The 15,599-nt window shown below is 69.8% G+C and carries 14 protein-coding genes; 8 read left to right on the plus strand and 6 right to left on the minus strand.

The window, feature by feature from the left end; translation table 11 throughout:
• Nucleotides 1-2: 2 nt before the first annotated feature.
• Nucleotides 3-782, minus strand: coding sequence for a lysophospholipid acyltransferase family protein (locus tag RIN18_RS00280; protein WP_309101931.1), 780 nt, complete (start codon nt 780-782; stop codon nt 3-5).
• Between the two features lie 122 nt (nt 783-904).
• Between RIN18_RS00280 and RIN18_RS00285 the strand changes: the two genes are divergently transcribed.
• Both RIN18_RS00285 and dxr read left to right on the plus strand, forming a co-directional pair.
• Nucleotides 905-1,855 (plus strand): FKBP-type peptidyl-prolyl cis-trans isomerase, encoded by a 951-nt coding sequence (locus RIN18_RS00285; RefSeq protein WP_309101932.1) that lies wholly within the window; start codon nt 905-907, stop codon nt 1,853-1,855.
• Between the two features lie 17 nt (nt 1,856-1,872).
• Nucleotides 1,873-2,955 carry a 1-deoxy-D-xylulose-5-phosphate reductoisomerase gene (gene dxr, locus RIN18_RS00290; RefSeq protein WP_309101933.1) on the plus strand — a complete coding sequence of 361 codons (1,083 nt, stop codon included), beginning with the start codon at nt 1,873-1,875 and terminating at the stop codon, nt 2,953-2,955.
• A gap of 28 nt (nt 2,956-2,983) precedes the next feature.
• On the opposite strand, the gene RIN18_RS00295 is transcribed toward dxr, so the two are convergent.
• The 3 genes from RIN18_RS00295 to RIN18_RS00305 all read right to left on the minus strand — a co-directional run bounded on the left by RIN18_RS00295 (nt 2,984) and on the right by RIN18_RS00305 (nt 6,042).
• Nucleotides 2,984-4,609 carry a UDP-N-acetylmuramoyl-L-alanyl-D-glutamate--2,6-diaminopimelate ligase gene (locus tag RIN18_RS00295; RefSeq protein WP_309101934.1) on the minus strand — a complete coding sequence of 542 codons (1,626 nt, stop codon included), beginning with the start codon at nt 4,607-4,609 and terminating at the stop codon, nt 2,984-2,986.
• Nucleotides 4,610-4,717: 108 nt separating this feature from the next.
• The gene (locus RIN18_RS00300) at nt 4,718-5,362 is read right to left on the minus strand and encodes a YcnI family protein (protein WP_309101935.1); all 645 of its coding nucleotides are present in this window, start codon (nt 5,360-5,362) and stop codon (nt 4,718-4,720) included.
• Nucleotides 5,363-5,463: 101 nt separating this feature from the next.
• Complete coding sequence (locus tag RIN18_RS00305) at nt 5,464-6,042, minus strand: hypothetical protein (protein ID WP_309101936.1); 579 nt, start codon at nt 6,040-6,042, stop codon at nt 5,464-5,466.
• A gap of 81 nt (nt 6,043-6,123) precedes the next feature.
• Between RIN18_RS00305 and RIN18_RS00310 the strand changes: the two genes are divergently transcribed.
• The 3 genes from RIN18_RS00310 (at nt 6,124) to RIN18_RS00320 (ending at nt 9,124) form a co-directional block, all read left to right on the plus strand.
• Entirely contained in the window at nt 6,124-7,437 is a 1,314-nt protein-coding gene (locus RIN18_RS00310) for a site-2 protease family protein (protein WP_309101937.1), read from the plus strand.
• An 80-nt stretch (nt 7,438-7,517) separates the two neighbouring features.
• Nucleotides 7,518-7,886 carry a YciI family protein gene (locus RIN18_RS00315; RefSeq protein WP_309101938.1) on the plus strand — a complete coding sequence of 123 codons (369 nt, stop codon included), beginning with the start codon at nt 7,518-7,520 and terminating at the stop codon, nt 7,884-7,886.
• Between the two features lie 2 nt (nt 7,887-7,888).
• Nucleotides 7,889-9,124 (plus strand): DUF6596 domain-containing protein, encoded by a 1,236-nt coding sequence (locus tag RIN18_RS00320; protein WP_309102116.1) that lies wholly within the window; start codon nt 7,889-7,891, stop codon nt 9,122-9,124.
• Here RIN18_RS00320 and RIN18_RS00325 read toward each other — a convergent pair.
• Nucleotides 9,121-11,004 carry a chorismate-binding protein gene (locus tag RIN18_RS00325; RefSeq protein ID WP_309101939.1) on the minus strand — a complete coding sequence of 628 codons (1,884 nt, stop codon included), beginning with the start codon at nt 11,002-11,004 and terminating at the stop codon, nt 9,121-9,123. The two genes, RIN18_RS00320 and RIN18_RS00325, sit on opposite strands and share 4 nt — an antisense overlap.
• A 227-nt stretch (nt 11,005-11,231) precedes the next feature.
• Between RIN18_RS00325 and ispG the strand changes: the two genes are divergently transcribed.
• Together ispG and RIN18_RS00335 are read left to right on the plus strand one after the other, a co-directional pair.
• Nucleotides 11,232-12,383, plus strand: a complete 1,152-nt coding sequence (gene ispG, locus RIN18_RS00330; RefSeq protein ID WP_309101940.1) for a flavodoxin-dependent (E)-4-hydroxy-3-methylbut-2-enyl-diphosphate synthase — start codon at nt 11,232-11,234, stop codon at nt 12,381-12,383.
• Nucleotides 12,384-12,470: 87 nt separating this feature from the next.
• Nucleotides 12,471-13,334, plus strand: a complete 864-nt coding sequence (locus RIN18_RS00335; protein WP_309101941.1) for a hypothetical protein — start codon at nt 12,471-12,473, stop codon at nt 13,332-13,334.
• Here RIN18_RS00335 and RIN18_RS00340 read toward each other — a convergent pair.
• Nucleotides 13,331-14,758: an RNB domain-containing ribonuclease gene (locus RIN18_RS00340; protein WP_309101942.1), complete on the minus strand. Its 1,428-nt coding sequence runs from the start codon at nt 14,756-14,758 to the stop codon at nt 13,331-13,333. The two genes, RIN18_RS00335 and RIN18_RS00340, sit on opposite strands and share 4 nt — an antisense overlap.
• A gap of 60 nt (nt 14,759-14,818) precedes the next feature.
• Between RIN18_RS00340 and RIN18_RS00345 the strand changes: the two genes are divergently transcribed.
• Complete coding sequence (locus RIN18_RS00345) at nt 14,819-15,589, plus strand: isocitrate lyase/phosphoenolpyruvate mutase family protein (RefSeq protein WP_309101943.1); 771 nt, start codon at nt 14,819-14,821, stop codon at nt 15,587-15,589.
• Nucleotides 15,590-15,599 lie beyond the last annotated feature (10 nt).

Below are 15,599 nucleotides of genomic sequence, written 5' to 3' on the forward strand. Positions count from 1 at the left end.
GATCAGCGGCGCTCGTGCGGCAGCGCCTGCTTGATCTTCTCGATCGTGCTCTGCGGCGGCGCCTCGTTGTACGCACCGGCGAGTTCCTGGCCGGAGAGCGCGTGGATCGCGGCCATGATCTGGTCGGTGGCCAGACGCCTGGCCCTGCCACTGGTGGCGGGTCCATGAGCGGAGAGGTCGAGGGGGTCACCGAATCGCACGGTCACCCGCTCCTTCATCGACGGCGTCTTGGCTCCGACCGGCATCACCTTGTCGGTGCCGATCAGGCCGACCGGCACGACGGGCGCCCCGGTCTGGAGCGCCAGGAAGGCTACTCCGGTGCGTCCCTTGTACAGGCGTCCATCGGTGGAGCGGGTGCCTTCGGGGTAGAGCGCCACGGCGAGCCCGTCTTCGAGCAGTCTGCGCTGAAGGTCCAGCGCATCCAACGCCGCCTGCCCGGCTCCCCGCTGCACGGGAATCGCGCCGATCGACTGGAAGAAGGTCCTGCTGAGCGCCCCGCTGAAGCCCGTGCCTTCGAAGTAGCTGGATTTCGCGAGGAAGTGCACGGGGCGGGGGGCTGCGACCGGGATGGCGATGGAATCGATGAAGGAGAGATGGTTGCTGGCGAAGATGACCGCGCCCGCCAGCGGCACGTTCTCCCTGCCTTCCACCCTCGGCCGGTAGATGAAGCGCGCCAGCGGACTGATCAGGCTGCGCCCGAGCCGGTAGGTGAAGCCCGCCTGCCTCGGCTTCGCGGTCTGCGGCGGCGTCGATTCGGGCTCCACGGACTGCTCAGAGGTCATCAGAGCAGATTACTCCGGCATCCATGCCCCACCTGGAATGCGCAAAGGGGCGCGTCTCCCAGCCCGAGCAAAGGGGGATGGGGGAGGATGGGGTGTCCTTCCCGCGATCCTGAGGTCTCACTGTGCGCAAGCGTCCGCTCATCGTCCTGTCCACCGTCGCCGTGGCGACCCTGCTTCTGGCGGGCTGCGCCGGCGAGTCCGCTCCGGAGAGTTCGGCGACGCCGAAGCCGTCGAGCGAATGCGCGCTGGACGCCAAGGCCGGAGACACGTCTGACGCCGTCGTCGTCGAGGGCGAGGGCGCGGACGCCACGGTGAGCGTGCCGGCGGACGCCGCTTTCGCCGGCGTCGAGCGGACCGTGGTCGGGGAGGGCGATGGCGACGACGTCACCGTCGGAGACCTCGTCTCGGTGCGCTACCAGATCGTCGACGCGGCATCCGGCCAGGTGGTCGACTCTTCCGCGCGCGGCGAGAACGGCGTCCTGCCCGTCCTGATGGACACGAACCAGTCCTCCCTGTTCGTCGCAGCGCTCGAGTGTGAACCGATCGGATCGCAGATCGTGCTGGCGCTTCCGAGCGACGTGCTCGGCGAGGGCGCGAGCAACGTCGTCGTCTATGCCGAGGCGCTGGAGCAGCTGCCGACCGTCGCCACGGGCGACCCGGTCGAGCCCACCGCCGGCATGCCCGAGGTCGAGCTCGATGACGACGGCGCGCCGACCATCACGATCCCGGACGGCGACGCCCCCGCTGAGACCGAGGTGGCGCTGCTCAAGGACGGTGACGGGCCCGTCGTCGGTGCCGGCGACCTGGTGGTCGTGCAGTACCGCGGTGTGAAGTGGTCCGACGGCGAGGAGTTCGACTCCAGCTGGGGCCGCGACGCGACGCCGTCTCAGTTCCCGACCTCGGGCGTGGTCACCGGCTTCCGCCTCGCCCTCGAGGGGCAGAAGGTCGGATCCCAGGTCGTCGTCGTGATGCCGCCCAAGGACGGCTACGGTGCACAGGCCGGGCATGAGCTCGAGAAGGAGACCCTCGTCTTCGTCGTCGACATCCTCGCCACCACCCCCGTCCAGCAGTAGCCAATAGGCTGGGCGGCATGCGCCGCGTCATCGTCCTCGGGTCCACTGGTTCCATCGGCACTCAGGCGCTGGAGGTGATCCGCGCCAACCCCCGTCGCTTCGAACTGGTCGGACTCGCCGCGGGGAGCAACGCCGAGATACTCGGCGAGCAGGCGGCGCGCTTCCAGGTGGAGGACACCGCGCTCGGTGCGATCGAGGCCGAGCAGCTGGTGCGCGACGTCGAGGCGGATGTGGTGCTCAACGCGATCACCGGTTCGATCGGACTCGGCTCGACGCTGGCGGCGCTCAAGGCGGGGCGCACGCTGGCCCTGGCGAACAAGGAATCCCTGATCGTCGGCGGCGACCTCGTCTTGGCGGCGGCGGCTCCCGAACAGATCGTGCCGGTCGATTCGGAGCATTCCGCGCTCGCGCAGGCGCTGCGGTCAGGTGGTCCCGGCGAGGTGCGGCGGCTCGTCGTCACGGCATCCGGCGGTCCGTTTCGCGGGCGCAGCCGAGCCGAGATGACACAGATCACGCCCGCCGAGGCGCTCGCGCATCCGACGTGGGACATGGGCCCGATGGTGACGACGAACTCGGCGACGCTGGTCAACAAGGGCCTCGAGGTCATCGAGGCGCACCTGCTGTTCGGTGTCGACTACGACGACATCGAAGTGGTGGTGCATCCGCAGTCGATCGTCCACTCCATGGTCGAGTTCGTCGACGGATCCACGATCGCGCAGGCCTCGCCGCCCGACATGCGGCTGCCGATCTCTCTCGGACTGGACTGGCCGCACCGCGTCGGCGGCGTGGGACGTCCGCTGAACTGGACCGAGGCGACAGCGTGGACATTCGAGCCGCTCGACGACGAGGCCTTCCCGTCCGTCACGCTGGCGAAGGCGGTCGGACGCGCCGGAGCGACGTTCCCCGCGGTCTACAACGCGGCGAACGAGCAGGCGGTCGCTGCATTCCACGAGGGGCGACTGCCGTTCCTCGGCATCGTCGACACGATCGCGAGGGTTGTCGACCGGCATGAGCCACCGGAGAAGCTCACCGTGGAGTCACTGGCAGAAGCGGAGTCCTGGGCGCGGCGGACGGCGGATCGGCTGATCGTTTCCGTCTGAGGCGCCCCCGCACGGGCGACCGACCGGTTCAGTCCTCGTCGTCGTACGGTACAGGCCAGCGCGGTTCGGGCACCGGCCAGCCGGCCGCACGCAGCGCGCGTCGGGCGAGCTCTCGCGCGGAGTAGGGCGTCCGGACCCCGCGGATGTCCCGATAGTCCTGGTGGCCCGGGCCCGCCCAGAGGATGGCGTCGCCTTCTCCCACGAGGCCGACGGCGGCGACGATCGCCGCCTCCGGCGGTGAGTACTCATGGATCTGGGCATCCGGTCGCGCGCTGCGCGCGCCGGCGACCAGCGTTGCTCTGATCGAGGCGGGGTCCTCGAAGCGCGGGTGATGGTCGGTGACGACGAGGATGTCGCTTCCCTCGACGGCGGTGCGTGCCATGTCGAACCGCTTGCTGGCGTCACGATCGCCGTCGGCACCGAAGAGCATGAGTACCCGTCCAGGGGTCACGCGGCGGACGGCGGCGAGGGTCTTCTCGAACGCGTCGGGGGAGTGGCCGAAATCGACGAAGACGGCGGGGCCCTTCTCACCCGACACGAGCTGGGTGCGGCCCGGGAGGTACGCGCGGATGCCGCGGTCGTGATCGAGCGCTGCGGTGATGCGATCCCACGCGTAACCACCCTCGAGCAGCATCACGATGGCGAGCGCGGCGTTCGCCGCCATGTGCGGACCGATCACGGGCACCGTGGTGGTGAGCGTTCGGCCCTGGGGACCCGACATCGTGAACGTCGTGCCGCTGGCGCGTTCGTCGTCGATGGCGACCACCCAGTCGGCGCGCGCTGCGGCTTCGGCGTCGGCTGCGATCGTTGGAGTGCCCACGGTGACGACAGGGATCTCGGCGCGCTCGACGACGACAGCGCCGGATGGCGAGTCGAGGCAGATGACGCCACGTCGCGCGCGATCAGCGCGGAAGAGCGGCAGCTTGGCCTGGAAGTACTCCTCCATATCGGCGTAGTCGTCGAGATGGTCGTGGCTGAGGTTCGTGAACCCGGCGACGTCGAAGAGGATCCCGTCGACGCGGTGACGCGAGAGCGCTTGCGCGCTGACCTCGACGGCCACCGCCTCGACCTGCCGCTCGCGCATCAGCGCCAGCAGCGCGTGCATCTCGGACGCTTCGGGCGTGGTGAGCCGCGAGACGATGACCTCGCCGGCGATGTGGCGTTCGGCCGTGGAGGACAGGCCCGTCACGACCCCGAGCTGATCGAGGATCCCCTCGAGCAGATGCGAGACGCTCGTCTTGCCGTTGGTCCCGGTCGTGGCGAAGAGCAGTGGTAGGGGGTCGTCAGCACCCGTGCCGTACACCCAGGCGCTCAGCGCGCCGAGAACTGAGCGCGGATCGTCGACGACCAGCACCGGTAGTCCGGACGGCGCAGCGATCGCCGCGCCCGCCTCGTCGGTGATGACGGCGACGGCACCCTTCTCGGCCGCGCTCACGGCGAACTCGGCACCGTGGCGATTGATCCCCTGGATGGCGACGAACGCCTCGCCGGCGCGAAGGTCGGCGGTGGCGAGGGTGATGCCGGTCACAGCCACCCCGGAGACATCGCCGCGAACCTCGCGCGCGAATCGAGCGGCGAGTTCGGAGAGCTCTCGCCGCGGAGGGTCGGCGGGGCGGAGCACAGGGGGCAGGCTCGGTTGTTGTTCAATCGACATGGCGCATCCATGATCTCATGGCGTGATGGGCCGAACCCGCTGCGGCGCGTCCCGCCGCCCCGTCGTCGCGGAATGACGAGGGGAGGCGACGAGACGCGCCGCGACCGATCAGGCCCGCCGGCGATAGGCCAGTGCGGCCACGATCAGCGCGGCCACGCCGGCGACGAGCCCCGCGCCGGAGAGGATCGTCGGCAGTACGACAGGTTCTTCCTCCGTCGCGATGGGCTCAGGGGAAGCGTGGTGCTCTTCCGAACCGGCCACCACGGCGACGAGGGGCGCGGGGGCCTCCAGATCATGGGGATCCTCGCCCTTCTCCGCGATCTCGGTCCACTCGGTCGTCCCCTCGATGCAGTGCTGCTCGACGGGGAAGGCGAGCGCCTCCGGTGCGTTCTCGTCGAGGCCGACGGACATGCTGACGGCTCCTCGCATGTCATTCGGGACCGGGCTCACCGCCGTGTAGGTCACAGCGCTGACCAACGCGTCGTCGCCGCGTTCGATGTCGATGACCCAGTCGCCATCCAGCGTCGGTGCGGCGGACGTGAGCCCCTCCGGCATGGTGATGCGCAGTGCCGTCGTGGGAGAACCCTCGCAACCGTGGGAGAACGAGAAGGTGAGCACGCCGTAGTCGCCGGCGGTGAGCTCTTCTGGGCTGACACCGACGTGTGCGCTGGCGGCCATGGGGGCTGCCAGGACGATCCCGGCGGTGAGGGCGGTGGCGGCGGCGATGCTGCCGCGGCGGGTTGTACGGGACATGGTTGTTGCTCCTGAATGCTCGATCGCGGGCGCGAAAGCGCGACCGCCTGAAGAATGGGTCGCCGCCTCTTCGAGGTCGGCGCGTGTACACGTGCGGCGGATCAGCCGCGTGCGAGCACAGGAGGGCCGCGGAGTGACGCGACGGCGGCGAGGCCCGCGTCGTGGACCGGGCGCAGGGTGGAGCGAAGGGCGTGCGGCGGTTCGTGCCGGGCCGGCGTCGGTGCGAGGGCGCGCCGCGTCAGGGCTCGCACCCAGCCGGCCACGCCATGGAGCAACCGCTCACCGTGCCAGATCAGCGTCGTCGTGAGCGCGGCCGCCACGAGGTGCGAACCGACCATCGCCGCGTCGGGGGCGGCGGCAGAGGCGAGCGGTTCGAGAACGCTCAGGTCGACGTGATGGTGGTGACGGCCGATGCCGGCCACGCCTGTCGGCGCCCCGAGCAGCAGGAAGACAGTGTGGAAGGCGCCCTGCGACGCGAACACGGTGGCGGCGATCCGGACACGGCGCGGACGGGCACCGATCAGCAGCGCGGCCGGCGCGGTGAGCAGCACCGACAGCGCGACGACGAGCAATGCGTGCGGCGCGGCACCGCCGCCGATGGTGTGGGACACGGCGGCGAGCAGGGTCGCGATGCCGGACACGGAAGCGGCGCGCAGGAGTCGCAGCTGCCGGGTGGTCACCGTCCCAGCCTATTGCGGATCGCGGAATCGTCCGTCTCGATGCCGGGCGGATTCCTAGGGTGCGACCACTACCGTGGGGACGTGGAGTTCCTGCTGTACCTCGGCGGCATCGTGTTCATGCTGATCGGCCTCGGCCTGTCGATCGGTCTGCACGAGGTGGGTCATCTCGTTCCGGCCAAGCTGTTCGGCGTGCGCGTCGGGCAGTACATGATCGGATTCGGGCCGAGGATCTGGTCGAGGAGATTCGGCGAGACGGAGTACGGCTTCAAGCTGCTGCCGCTCGGCGGATTCATCTCCATGTCGGGCATGTATCCCGCATCGAAGGACGCCGGGCCCGCACGGGGCGTGTTCCGTGCGCTGATCCAGGACGCCCGGTCCGCGAACGACGAGACGATCGCCGAGGGCGCCGAGGAGCGCGTCTTCTACCGGCTTCCAGTCTGGAAACGCGTGGTGGTGATGCTCGGCGGGCCGATGATGAACCTGCTCCTGGCGGTCGTCATCTTCACCGTGCTCGCGTCGGGCATCGGATTGCAGCAGGGAACGACGACGATCGCGTCTGTGAGTCAGTGCGTTCTTCCGGCCGGGTCCGCGCAGACGGAGTGCGACGCCGACGATCCAGCGTCGCCGGCGGCGGAAGCGGGCATCCGGCCGGGCGACGTCCTGATCTCGATCGAAGACCAGCCGGTTTCGACCTTCGCGGAGGCCACCGCGATCGTGCAGGCGTCCCCGGGGGAGAAGCTCGCCGTGGTCGTCCGCCGCGACGGAGTGGAAGAGGAGCTCACGCTCACCCCCATCGCGGCGGAACGCGAGATCACCGACGCCAGCGGCCAACCGGTGCTCGACGCCTCCGGCGAGCAGGTCGTCCGCGAAGTCGGGTACGTGGGGATGGGCTCCCAGATGGGTCTGGTGCCGCAACCGCTGGCAGTCGGTCCTCAACTGACCGCGGAGAACGTGGGACGGGTCGCCACCCTGGTCGCAACACTCCCGGTGCGGCTGTGGGACGTCGGTGTGTCGCTCGTGACCGGGACGGAGCGCGACCCCAACGGACCGCTCAGCGTCGTCGGCGTCGGTCGGCTCGCCGGTGAGGTGGCGGCCACCGAGGCACCGGTGCTGAACAGGTTCGCCGTGCTGTTGGGCCTGCTCGGGTCGCTCAACATCGCCCTGTTCGTGTTCAACCTCATCCCGCTGCTGCCACTCGACGGCGGGCACGTCGTGGTGGCGCTGTGGGAGGGCATCCGTCGCGCCTGGGCGAAACTGTTCCGTCGCCCGCCACCCGCGCCGGTCGATGCGACCCGACTCGTGCCGCTCACGGTGATCGTGGCGACTCTGCTGATCGCGATGGGGGCGCTGCTGCTCGTCGCCGACGTCTTCAATCCGGTGAGCATTCTCCAGTAGCTGTCGATTTCGGCCTTGCCTGTTCGCTGACACCGTGCAACGGTTCAGATGACCGTGACGAATCGCACGGAAGGAATGCCATGAAATACGTACTGATGTTCACCTCGGACCCGGCGCTGGACGCCACGGTGCCGGAAGAGCAATCCGAAGCGGACGTGCAGCAGATCTATGAGTGGTTCGAGGCCAATGCCGCTCATGTGCTCGAAGGAGGCGCCGCGCTGCACGACGTCTCGACCGCGACGACGGTGCGCTTCGGCGACCAGGGGCCGGTCGTCGTGGACGGACCGTTCACCGAGGCGAAGGAGGTCATCGGCGGCTTCTCCATCATCGATGTCCCTGATGCCGACGCCGCCATCGCCCTCGCGCGCACCTGGCCCTCGCTTGTGCACCCGGGCAACGCGGTCGAGATCCGACCCATGTTCGATGACGAGGAAGTCTTCGGGAAGTGACGATGTCGGGTGCCGCATCCGGTGCGACGGCAGCGGGCGCGGCATCCGACGCCGCTCTGGGCCGGGTCGTCCGGCATGAGGCGGCGTACATCGTCGCCGCCCTGAGCCGGATGTTCCGGAGCATCGACATCGCAGAGGAGGCGGTGGCCGCTGCCGTCGAGGAGGCGCTGCGCGAGTGGCGGGTGCGCGGGGTCCCGCCCAACCCCGGCGGCTGGCTCACCGCCGCGGCCCGACACAACGCGCTGGATCGGATCCGTCGCGAGCGCCGATACGCGCAGAAGCTGCAGTCGCTGGAACAGGGGCGACCTGCCGCGTCCGCTCCGGTGGAGGTCGACGAACGATTGCCGCTGCTGTTCGGCTGCTGCCACCCCGCACTCGCGCCGGAAGCGCAGCTCGCTCTCACGTTGCGCGCGGTGGTCGGGTTGACGACCGAGCAGATCGCTCGCGCGACGTTGGAGCCTGCGACGACCGTCGCACAGCGGATCGTGCGCGCCAAGCGCAAGATCACCGCCTCCGGTATCCCGCTGCGCGTGCCGGAGGGCGACGATCGTGCCGCGCGGCTCGATCTCGTCCTCACCGTGATCTCGGTGATGTACGACACTGCCCACCTCAGACGAGGGGGTGATGCCGCGGCCGATCGCGATGTGGCCGATGACGCCATCTGGCTCGCGCAGGTCGTCGCCGCCGCGCTGCCACAGGAAGCGGAGGCGCACGGGCTTCTGGCTCTGGTGCTGTTCCACCGCTCGCGGGAGCGGGCACGGGCCGTCGATGGGCGCCTCGTGCCGCTGCCGCGTCAGGATCGCAGCCGCTGGGACAGCGCGCTGATCGCCCAGGCGCAGTCGGCCCTGCGGCGTGCGGCGGATCTTCGCCGACCCGGACGCTGGCAGTACAACGCCGCGATCGCGGCATGCCATTCGGATGCACGGCAAGCAGGTGATACCGACTGGCCGCAGATCCTCGTCCTCTACGACCTGCTGCTGACCTGCGACCGGTCGCCGATCGTCCGCCTGAACCGCGTCGTCGCGCTGGCCGAGGTCGCGGGCCCCGACGTCGCACTGGCAGAACTCGACGCCCTCGCGGCGCGGCTGGTGCGGTCCCATCTCTGGCACGCCGTCCGCGGCGAGATGCTCCGCCGGACCGGGCGCGCCGCCGAGGCGAGAGCAGCCGAGCAGACGGCCAGGGGTCTCGCCGTCAACGAGGCGGAGCGGCGGCTGCTGGCCGAGCGGCTCGGAATCTAGGCCAGCGAGTGGGCGATCAGGCGCTCCAGTGTGCGGATGCCGTCGCGGGAGAGGATCGACTCGAGGTGCCCCTGTACCGAGGCGAAGCGCTCGCCGCGAAGCGCGTACACGTCGCCGGTGACGGCATCCGCTGAGACCTCCGCGCCTTCGACACCGTCCGCTCCCGGCGCCGTGCGCGCGGTGAAGGTGTTGTAGAAGCCGATCGAGGCCTCCTCGCCGAACAGCGGGACGGACTTCTGCAGCCCCTGATGCGGTCGCTCCAGCGGCATCAGGGGGATCCCGAGCCGATCGCTGAGGATCTGGTGACTGAGGCAGACCGCGAGGAGGGGAGTTCGCTGGTCCAGCCGGCGTGCGACGATCCCGCGCATCCGCGCGATCCGCGGGCTGTCGGTGTCGCGCGGATCGCCCGGGCCGGGGCCGGCGACGACGAGATCGGCGGCATCGAGGTCGGCATCGAGCGCATCCGCCCAGGCGGTGATGGCGACCTCGAGGCCGAGGTGGCGGAGCTGATGCGCGAGCATCGTGGTGAATCGATCCTCTGCGTCGACCACGACGGCCGTGCGCCCGCGGAACGGACCGTCGACGCCGTCGCCCTGGGGATTGATCCAGAACTCGGCGAGCCGTCCGTTGCGCGAACCCAGGAGGTCGGCGATCGCCGGATCGTCCGCGAGAGCGGACTCGCCCGTCGGCGCGTCGGTATCGGTTCGAGCCTCGGCCACGCGATCGCGGTCGACGGCGCCGATCGCGCCGAGCACGCCGGCCGCCTTGCCATGGGTCTCGCTGACCTCACCGTGCGGGTCGGAGTGGCGCACCAGCGTCGCACCGACGGGGACCCGCAGCACTCCGTCTTTCAGGTACACCGTGCGGATCAGGATCGGGGCGTCGAGGTCGTGTCCGCCGTCACTGTTCGGGGTGAAGAGTGCGGCGACCCCCGAGTAGTAGCCGCGGGGGCGGCGCTCGTGACGCCGGATCACCGTACAGGCGTTCTGCATGGGGGACCCGGTCACCGTCGGAGCGAACATCGTCTCCCGGAGGATGTCGCGGGGGTCGAGCCGGCTGCGCCCTCGCAGCATGTATTCGGTGTGGGTGAGGCGGGACATCTGCTTGAGATGAGGCCCGGTGATCCTGCCGCCGTCCGAGCACACGGCGCTCATCATCTTGAGCTCCTCATCGACGACCATGAAGAGCTCCTCGGTCTCCTTGGCCGAGGAGAGGAACTCGATGAGGGTCTCCTTCGTGGCACCGCCGGCGGGGTGGCGGAACGTGCCGGAGATGGGATTCATGGTCACGATCCCGTTGCGGGCGACGACGTGGGCCTCCGGGCTCGCGCCGACTGCGATCAGGCCGGGCGTGACGACGGCGAACGTCCAGTACGCGCCGCGCTCGTGGGTGAGGAGAGCTCGGAACCAGGTGAGCGCAGCGGTTCGCTCATCGGCCTCGACGTGAGCGGTGAAGTCGCGTCGGATGACGAAGTTGGCACCCTCGCCGCGACCGATCTCGTCGGCGATGACACGCTCGACGATCGTCGCGTAGTCGTCGTCGGCGATGTCGAACCCGGCGTCCTGCAGCGGGATCGGCGTCTGGGGAAGCGCGCCCAGCAGTTTGTCCGTGGGCAGGTGGACGTGCTCGTCGACGACCAGACAGCGCAGCGGGGCGCCGTCGTCCTGAGCGACGAAGCCGCGCTCTCGCACCTGGCGGTACGGGACCATCGCGAAGACCTCGCGCGCGACGCCGCCCGCGGTCAGCGGGATGTCGGCCAGCAGGTCGACGTCGACGACCTCGCCGGAGAGCAGCTCGACGGTGTCGGCGTCGTCTCGGGCGATGAGCACGAAGGACGCGGTGGTGTCGGCTGCGAGCTCGGCGAGGCGAGAGAGGGTCATTGATGTCTCCTGTGCGGGGCTCCGGCTCGGCTCAACGAAAAGACCGCCCCGGAGGCGGTCTGGATTCGTGGGAACGCGAACACACCGCCTAGGAGGCGGGCCACCAGGTGACGTTCGCGAGCATGGGCCGAAACTACCACAGGACGGCGGGCGGGACCGGCGGATGACGACCGCTGCCGGCGGTCGGCATCCAGCCCTCGCCCGTCGTGGCGGCGTAGGCTTGAGGCGTGCCAGCAGTGAACCTTGGGATGCCGCGCATCCCCGAAGTCCTCGCCCCGCGCCGCAAGTCCCGCCAGATCAGAGTGGGCAAGGTGCTCGTCGGCGGCGACGCCCCGGTCAGCGTTCAGTCGATGACGACGACGAAGACCACGGACATCAACGGGACGCTGCAGCAGATCGCCGAGCTCACGGCATCCGGCTGCGAGATCGTCCGTGTCGCCGTTCCGACCCAGGACGACGCCGATGTGCTGCACATCATCGCGAAGAAGAGCCAGATCCCGGTCATCGCCGACATCCATTTCCAGCCGAAGTACGTCTTCCAGGCGATCGACGCCGGATGCGCCGCCGTCCGCGTCAACCCGGGCAACATCCGCAAGTTCGACGACCAAGTCGGAGCGATCGCCAAGGCAGCCAAGGATGCCGGAGTCTCGCTTCGCATCGGCGTGAACGCCGGGTCGCTCGATCCGCGGCTGCTGCAGAAGTACGGCAAGGCGACCCCTGAGGCGCTCGCCGAGAGCGCCCGCTGGGAGGCTTCGCTGTTCGAGGAGCACGACTTCCACGATTTCAAGATCTCGGTCAAGCACAACGACCCCGTCATCATGGTGCAGGCCTACCGCCTGCTCGCGCGGATGGGGGACTGGCCGCTGCACCTCGGTGTCACCGAGGCGGGACCCGCCTTCCAGGGCACGATCAAGAGCGCGACCGCCTTCGGCATCCTGCTCGGCGAGGGGATCGGCGACACGATCCGCGTCTCGCTGTCCGCGCCGCCGGCCGAAGAGGTGAAGGTCGGGCACCAGATCCTGCAGTCGCTGAACCTGCGAGAGCGCAAGCTCGAGATCGTCTCGTGCCCGTCATGCGGTCGCGCCCAGGTCGACGTCTACACGCTCGCGGAGAACGTGACCGAGGGACTGAAGGACATGACCGTGCCGCTGCGCGTCGCCGTCATGGGTTGTGTCGTGAACGGTCCGGGTGAGGCGCGCGAAGCCGATCTCGGGGTCGCCTCGGGCAACGGCAAGGGACAGATCTTCGTCAAGGGTGAGGTCATCAAGACCGTCCCCGAGGCCGACATCGTCGCGACCCTCATCGAGGAGGCGAATCGCATCGCGGCCGAGATGGGTCCGGATGCACCGATCGGCACCGCGCAGGTCGTCGCGAGCTGACCCGTACACTCTCATCGTGCCGATCGACGGTGGAGCACCGCGCGGCTCAGCCGCACCCGGCCGCCGGGTCTGCATTCAAGGAGGAACATGTCCGCCACCGCTGTGACGTTCGCGGACGGGAGCGTGACCGGCCGCAGTGTCATCACGCGGGTGCAGGCGAGTCCTGTCGGCCCGATCGTCGTGCTCGAGAAGACACCGTTCCACCCCGTGGACCATACCTGGCCGGATCAGCCGGGGGACTCCGGATCGCTGATCGCCGGCGGCAGTCGCGTCGACGTCGCCGAGGCGCTGATGGCAGCGGTGAGCGACGAGGGGGACTTCGCCGTCGGGGCCGACATCCCCGTCAAGCGCGGAGCCGCCGGATGGACGTGGCTGGTCGGCCACCGTCTGACCTCGGACGCCCCGGACTGGCTCACCCCGGGAGCCGAGGTGAGTCTCGAGGTCGATTCGAACCGACGCGCCGGACTCAGCCGCGGGCACACCGCGTGCCATCTCGCGTCGCTCGCCCTGGATCTGGCAGTGGCTGACCTGTGGCGGAAGGATCCGGGCGTCGACGCCCTCGGCACCCCGGACTTCGAGGGCAGGGCGAATCAGTCGAGTCGTATCCATGAGGACGGCAGCGTCGACGAGTACCGGCTCGGGAAGAGCCTCCGCAAGGCCGGATTCGACACCGAGACCTTCGCCGCGACACTCGATGAGCGAGAAGCACGGATCAACACGCGTCTGGCGGCGTGGGTCGAATCAGCCGCTCGCAGCAGGATCGAGGCCGACGGACCCACGATCGTCGATCGTCGATCGTGGCACTGCGAGCTTCCAGAGGGTGAGGCGGTCATCCTCTGCGGCGGAACTCATGCGACGACGCTGGCGGAGTTCTCGCGCATCTCGGTGATGCTCGACCTCAGCGATCCGCAGCTGCTGGTGATGACCACCACGGCGGCTCCTGCGCGCTAACCAGTCTCCACCGGCGAGAACTCCACCTCACCGCGAGCGATGTCGGCGCGGACGAGTCGCAGCGAGATCCTCCTTCCCGGAGCCGCACCCGCGGGGACGGGGGCCGTCGCCGTCACGGCCGGCTCCGCGATCTGGATCGTCGCACGTTCCTCCCGCAGCTCGATCACGGTCGCCTCGATGACGGATCCGACGAGCGGTGTCAGCAGCGCGGCCTCGACGCAGTTGATCGTCGCGGAGTCGAGCTTCGACGCGCGCTGCGCCGACGCCTGCATCAGGTCGGGCAGCTCGGCGAGCGACTCCCGCGCCCAGGCGGGGATCTCCTCACCCGTCGACACCGCGAGGCAGATGGCGAGCGACCATCGGTCGACGAGGCGCCGCAGCGGTGCCGTCGCGTGCGCGTAGGGCGCAGCGATCGCGGCCTGGCCGGTGTCGGCAGGCGCTGCACCGTCGAAGGCCCGGTATCCGGCCCCGCGGAAGAGCGACGCCGCCGCCTCCAGCACCGGAAGCGTCATCGGATCCTCCCGGTCGAGACCTCGCAGATAGTCGCCGTACCGACCAGCGGTCCAGGGTCGGCCCAGCGCCTCCGTCTGCCTCCGGAACGCGGCGAACGACTTCTCATCAGGCTGCGGCATGGTGCGCAGGATCCCGACTCCGGCCTGAAGCATCAGGGTGGCCGCCGCCATCCCCGTCATCAGCGAGAGCTGCGCGTTCCATTCCTCGACGGGGAGGGGATGCCGCCGCTCGATGGCGTAGCTTCCGTCCGCGGCCCGCACCACCTCCTCGTCGGGCAGGTTCAGGCTCGCGCCGCCTCGCAGCCGCTCCTGCTCGACCCGGAGGGCACCGATCACCGGCAGCAGGGAGACAGCGCTGTCCTCACCACGGTCCAGCGTTTGCTGAGCCGACACGTAGTCCAGCTGCGCGCGCGAGCGGATGATCGCGCGTTCGAGCCAAAACTCCGACACGGCGCCGGCATCATCCAGATCGAACGTCCAGACCAGCGCGGGGCGATCCACGTTCGGCAACAGCGACGCGCGGTCCTCGCTCAGAACCGGTGGATGCAGCGGTATCGAGCCGTCCGCGGCGTACAGCGTCTGACCACGACGGCGGGCCTCGGCGTCGACGGCTCCGCCCGGCGTCACGAACCCCGGCACGTCTGCGATCGCGTAGCGCACGGTGTAGCCGGTGCCTCGGCGTTCGAGGTGGAAGGCCTGATCCAGGTCGCGCGAGCCGACCGGATCCAGGGTCGCGAACGCGACATCGCGCAGATCCAGCTCCGCAGGTGCGGGAGCGGCAGCCTCGGCTTCGGCGAGTGCGGACGGCGGGAATGAGACCGGAGCGTCGACCGACTCCCGCAGCGCCGCGAGCGCCGCGGCGAGCTCGGTCTGGGCGGCGGACGCAGCGACGTGCGATCGACGGTGAGGCATGGATCCACCATATGGGGGTGTGCGACCCGAGGTCCCGCCCCGCCGGGTTAGCGTGGAGGCATGACCACAGCTTCGAAAGCTCAGACCCTCGTCGGACTCTACGAGGCGCCGGAGATCCTCCGCGTCATCAACGTCTGGGACGTCGTGTCCGCACGCGCGGTCGCCATGCTCCCCGAGTCGAAGGCGATCGCCACGGCGGGCCACGGCATCGCCTCCAGCTTCGGATATGGCGACGGCGCCATCCCGCGCGACGTGATGCTCGACATGGTCGGCCGGATCGCTGCGGCGGTGGAACTGCCGGTGACGGCCGACCTCGACGACGGATACGGCGACGCGGGCGAGACCACGCGCCGTGCCATCGCCGCGGGTGTGGTCGGCGCGAACGTGGAGGACAGGCTGAAGCCGCTCGGCGAATCGGTCGCGGCCGTCGAGGCGATCGTGAAGGCGGCGTCGGCCGAAGGTGTGCCGTTCGCGCTGAATGCGCGAACCGATGCCTTCGTGCGCGCGGGGGGCCGCTCCGCGAAGGAGAGCGTCGCCGACGCGATCCAGCGCGGCCGCGCCTACCTCGATGCCGGGGCGACGTGCATCTTCGTGCCCGGGCTGCTCGATGCGTCCTTGACCCGCCAGCTGGTCGATGGGATCGGCGAGCGGAAGGTCAGCGTCATCGGCATCCCCGGAGCGCTGGCCGCCTCGGAGTACGAGACCCTCGGCGTCGCGCGGATCTCGTACGGCCCGCTGCCGCAGCGCGTCGCGCTGACGGCGCTTCAGGAGCTCGCATCGAGCCTGTACGGGGGAGGCGTCGTGCCGACCGGGCTCCCGGCTCTCAACTGACGAAGGCCCT

It is taken from the genome of Microbacterium sp. (assembly GCF_031179285.1).
GTDB lineage: Bacteria > Actinomycetota > Actinomycetes > Actinomycetales > Microbacteriaceae > Microbacterium.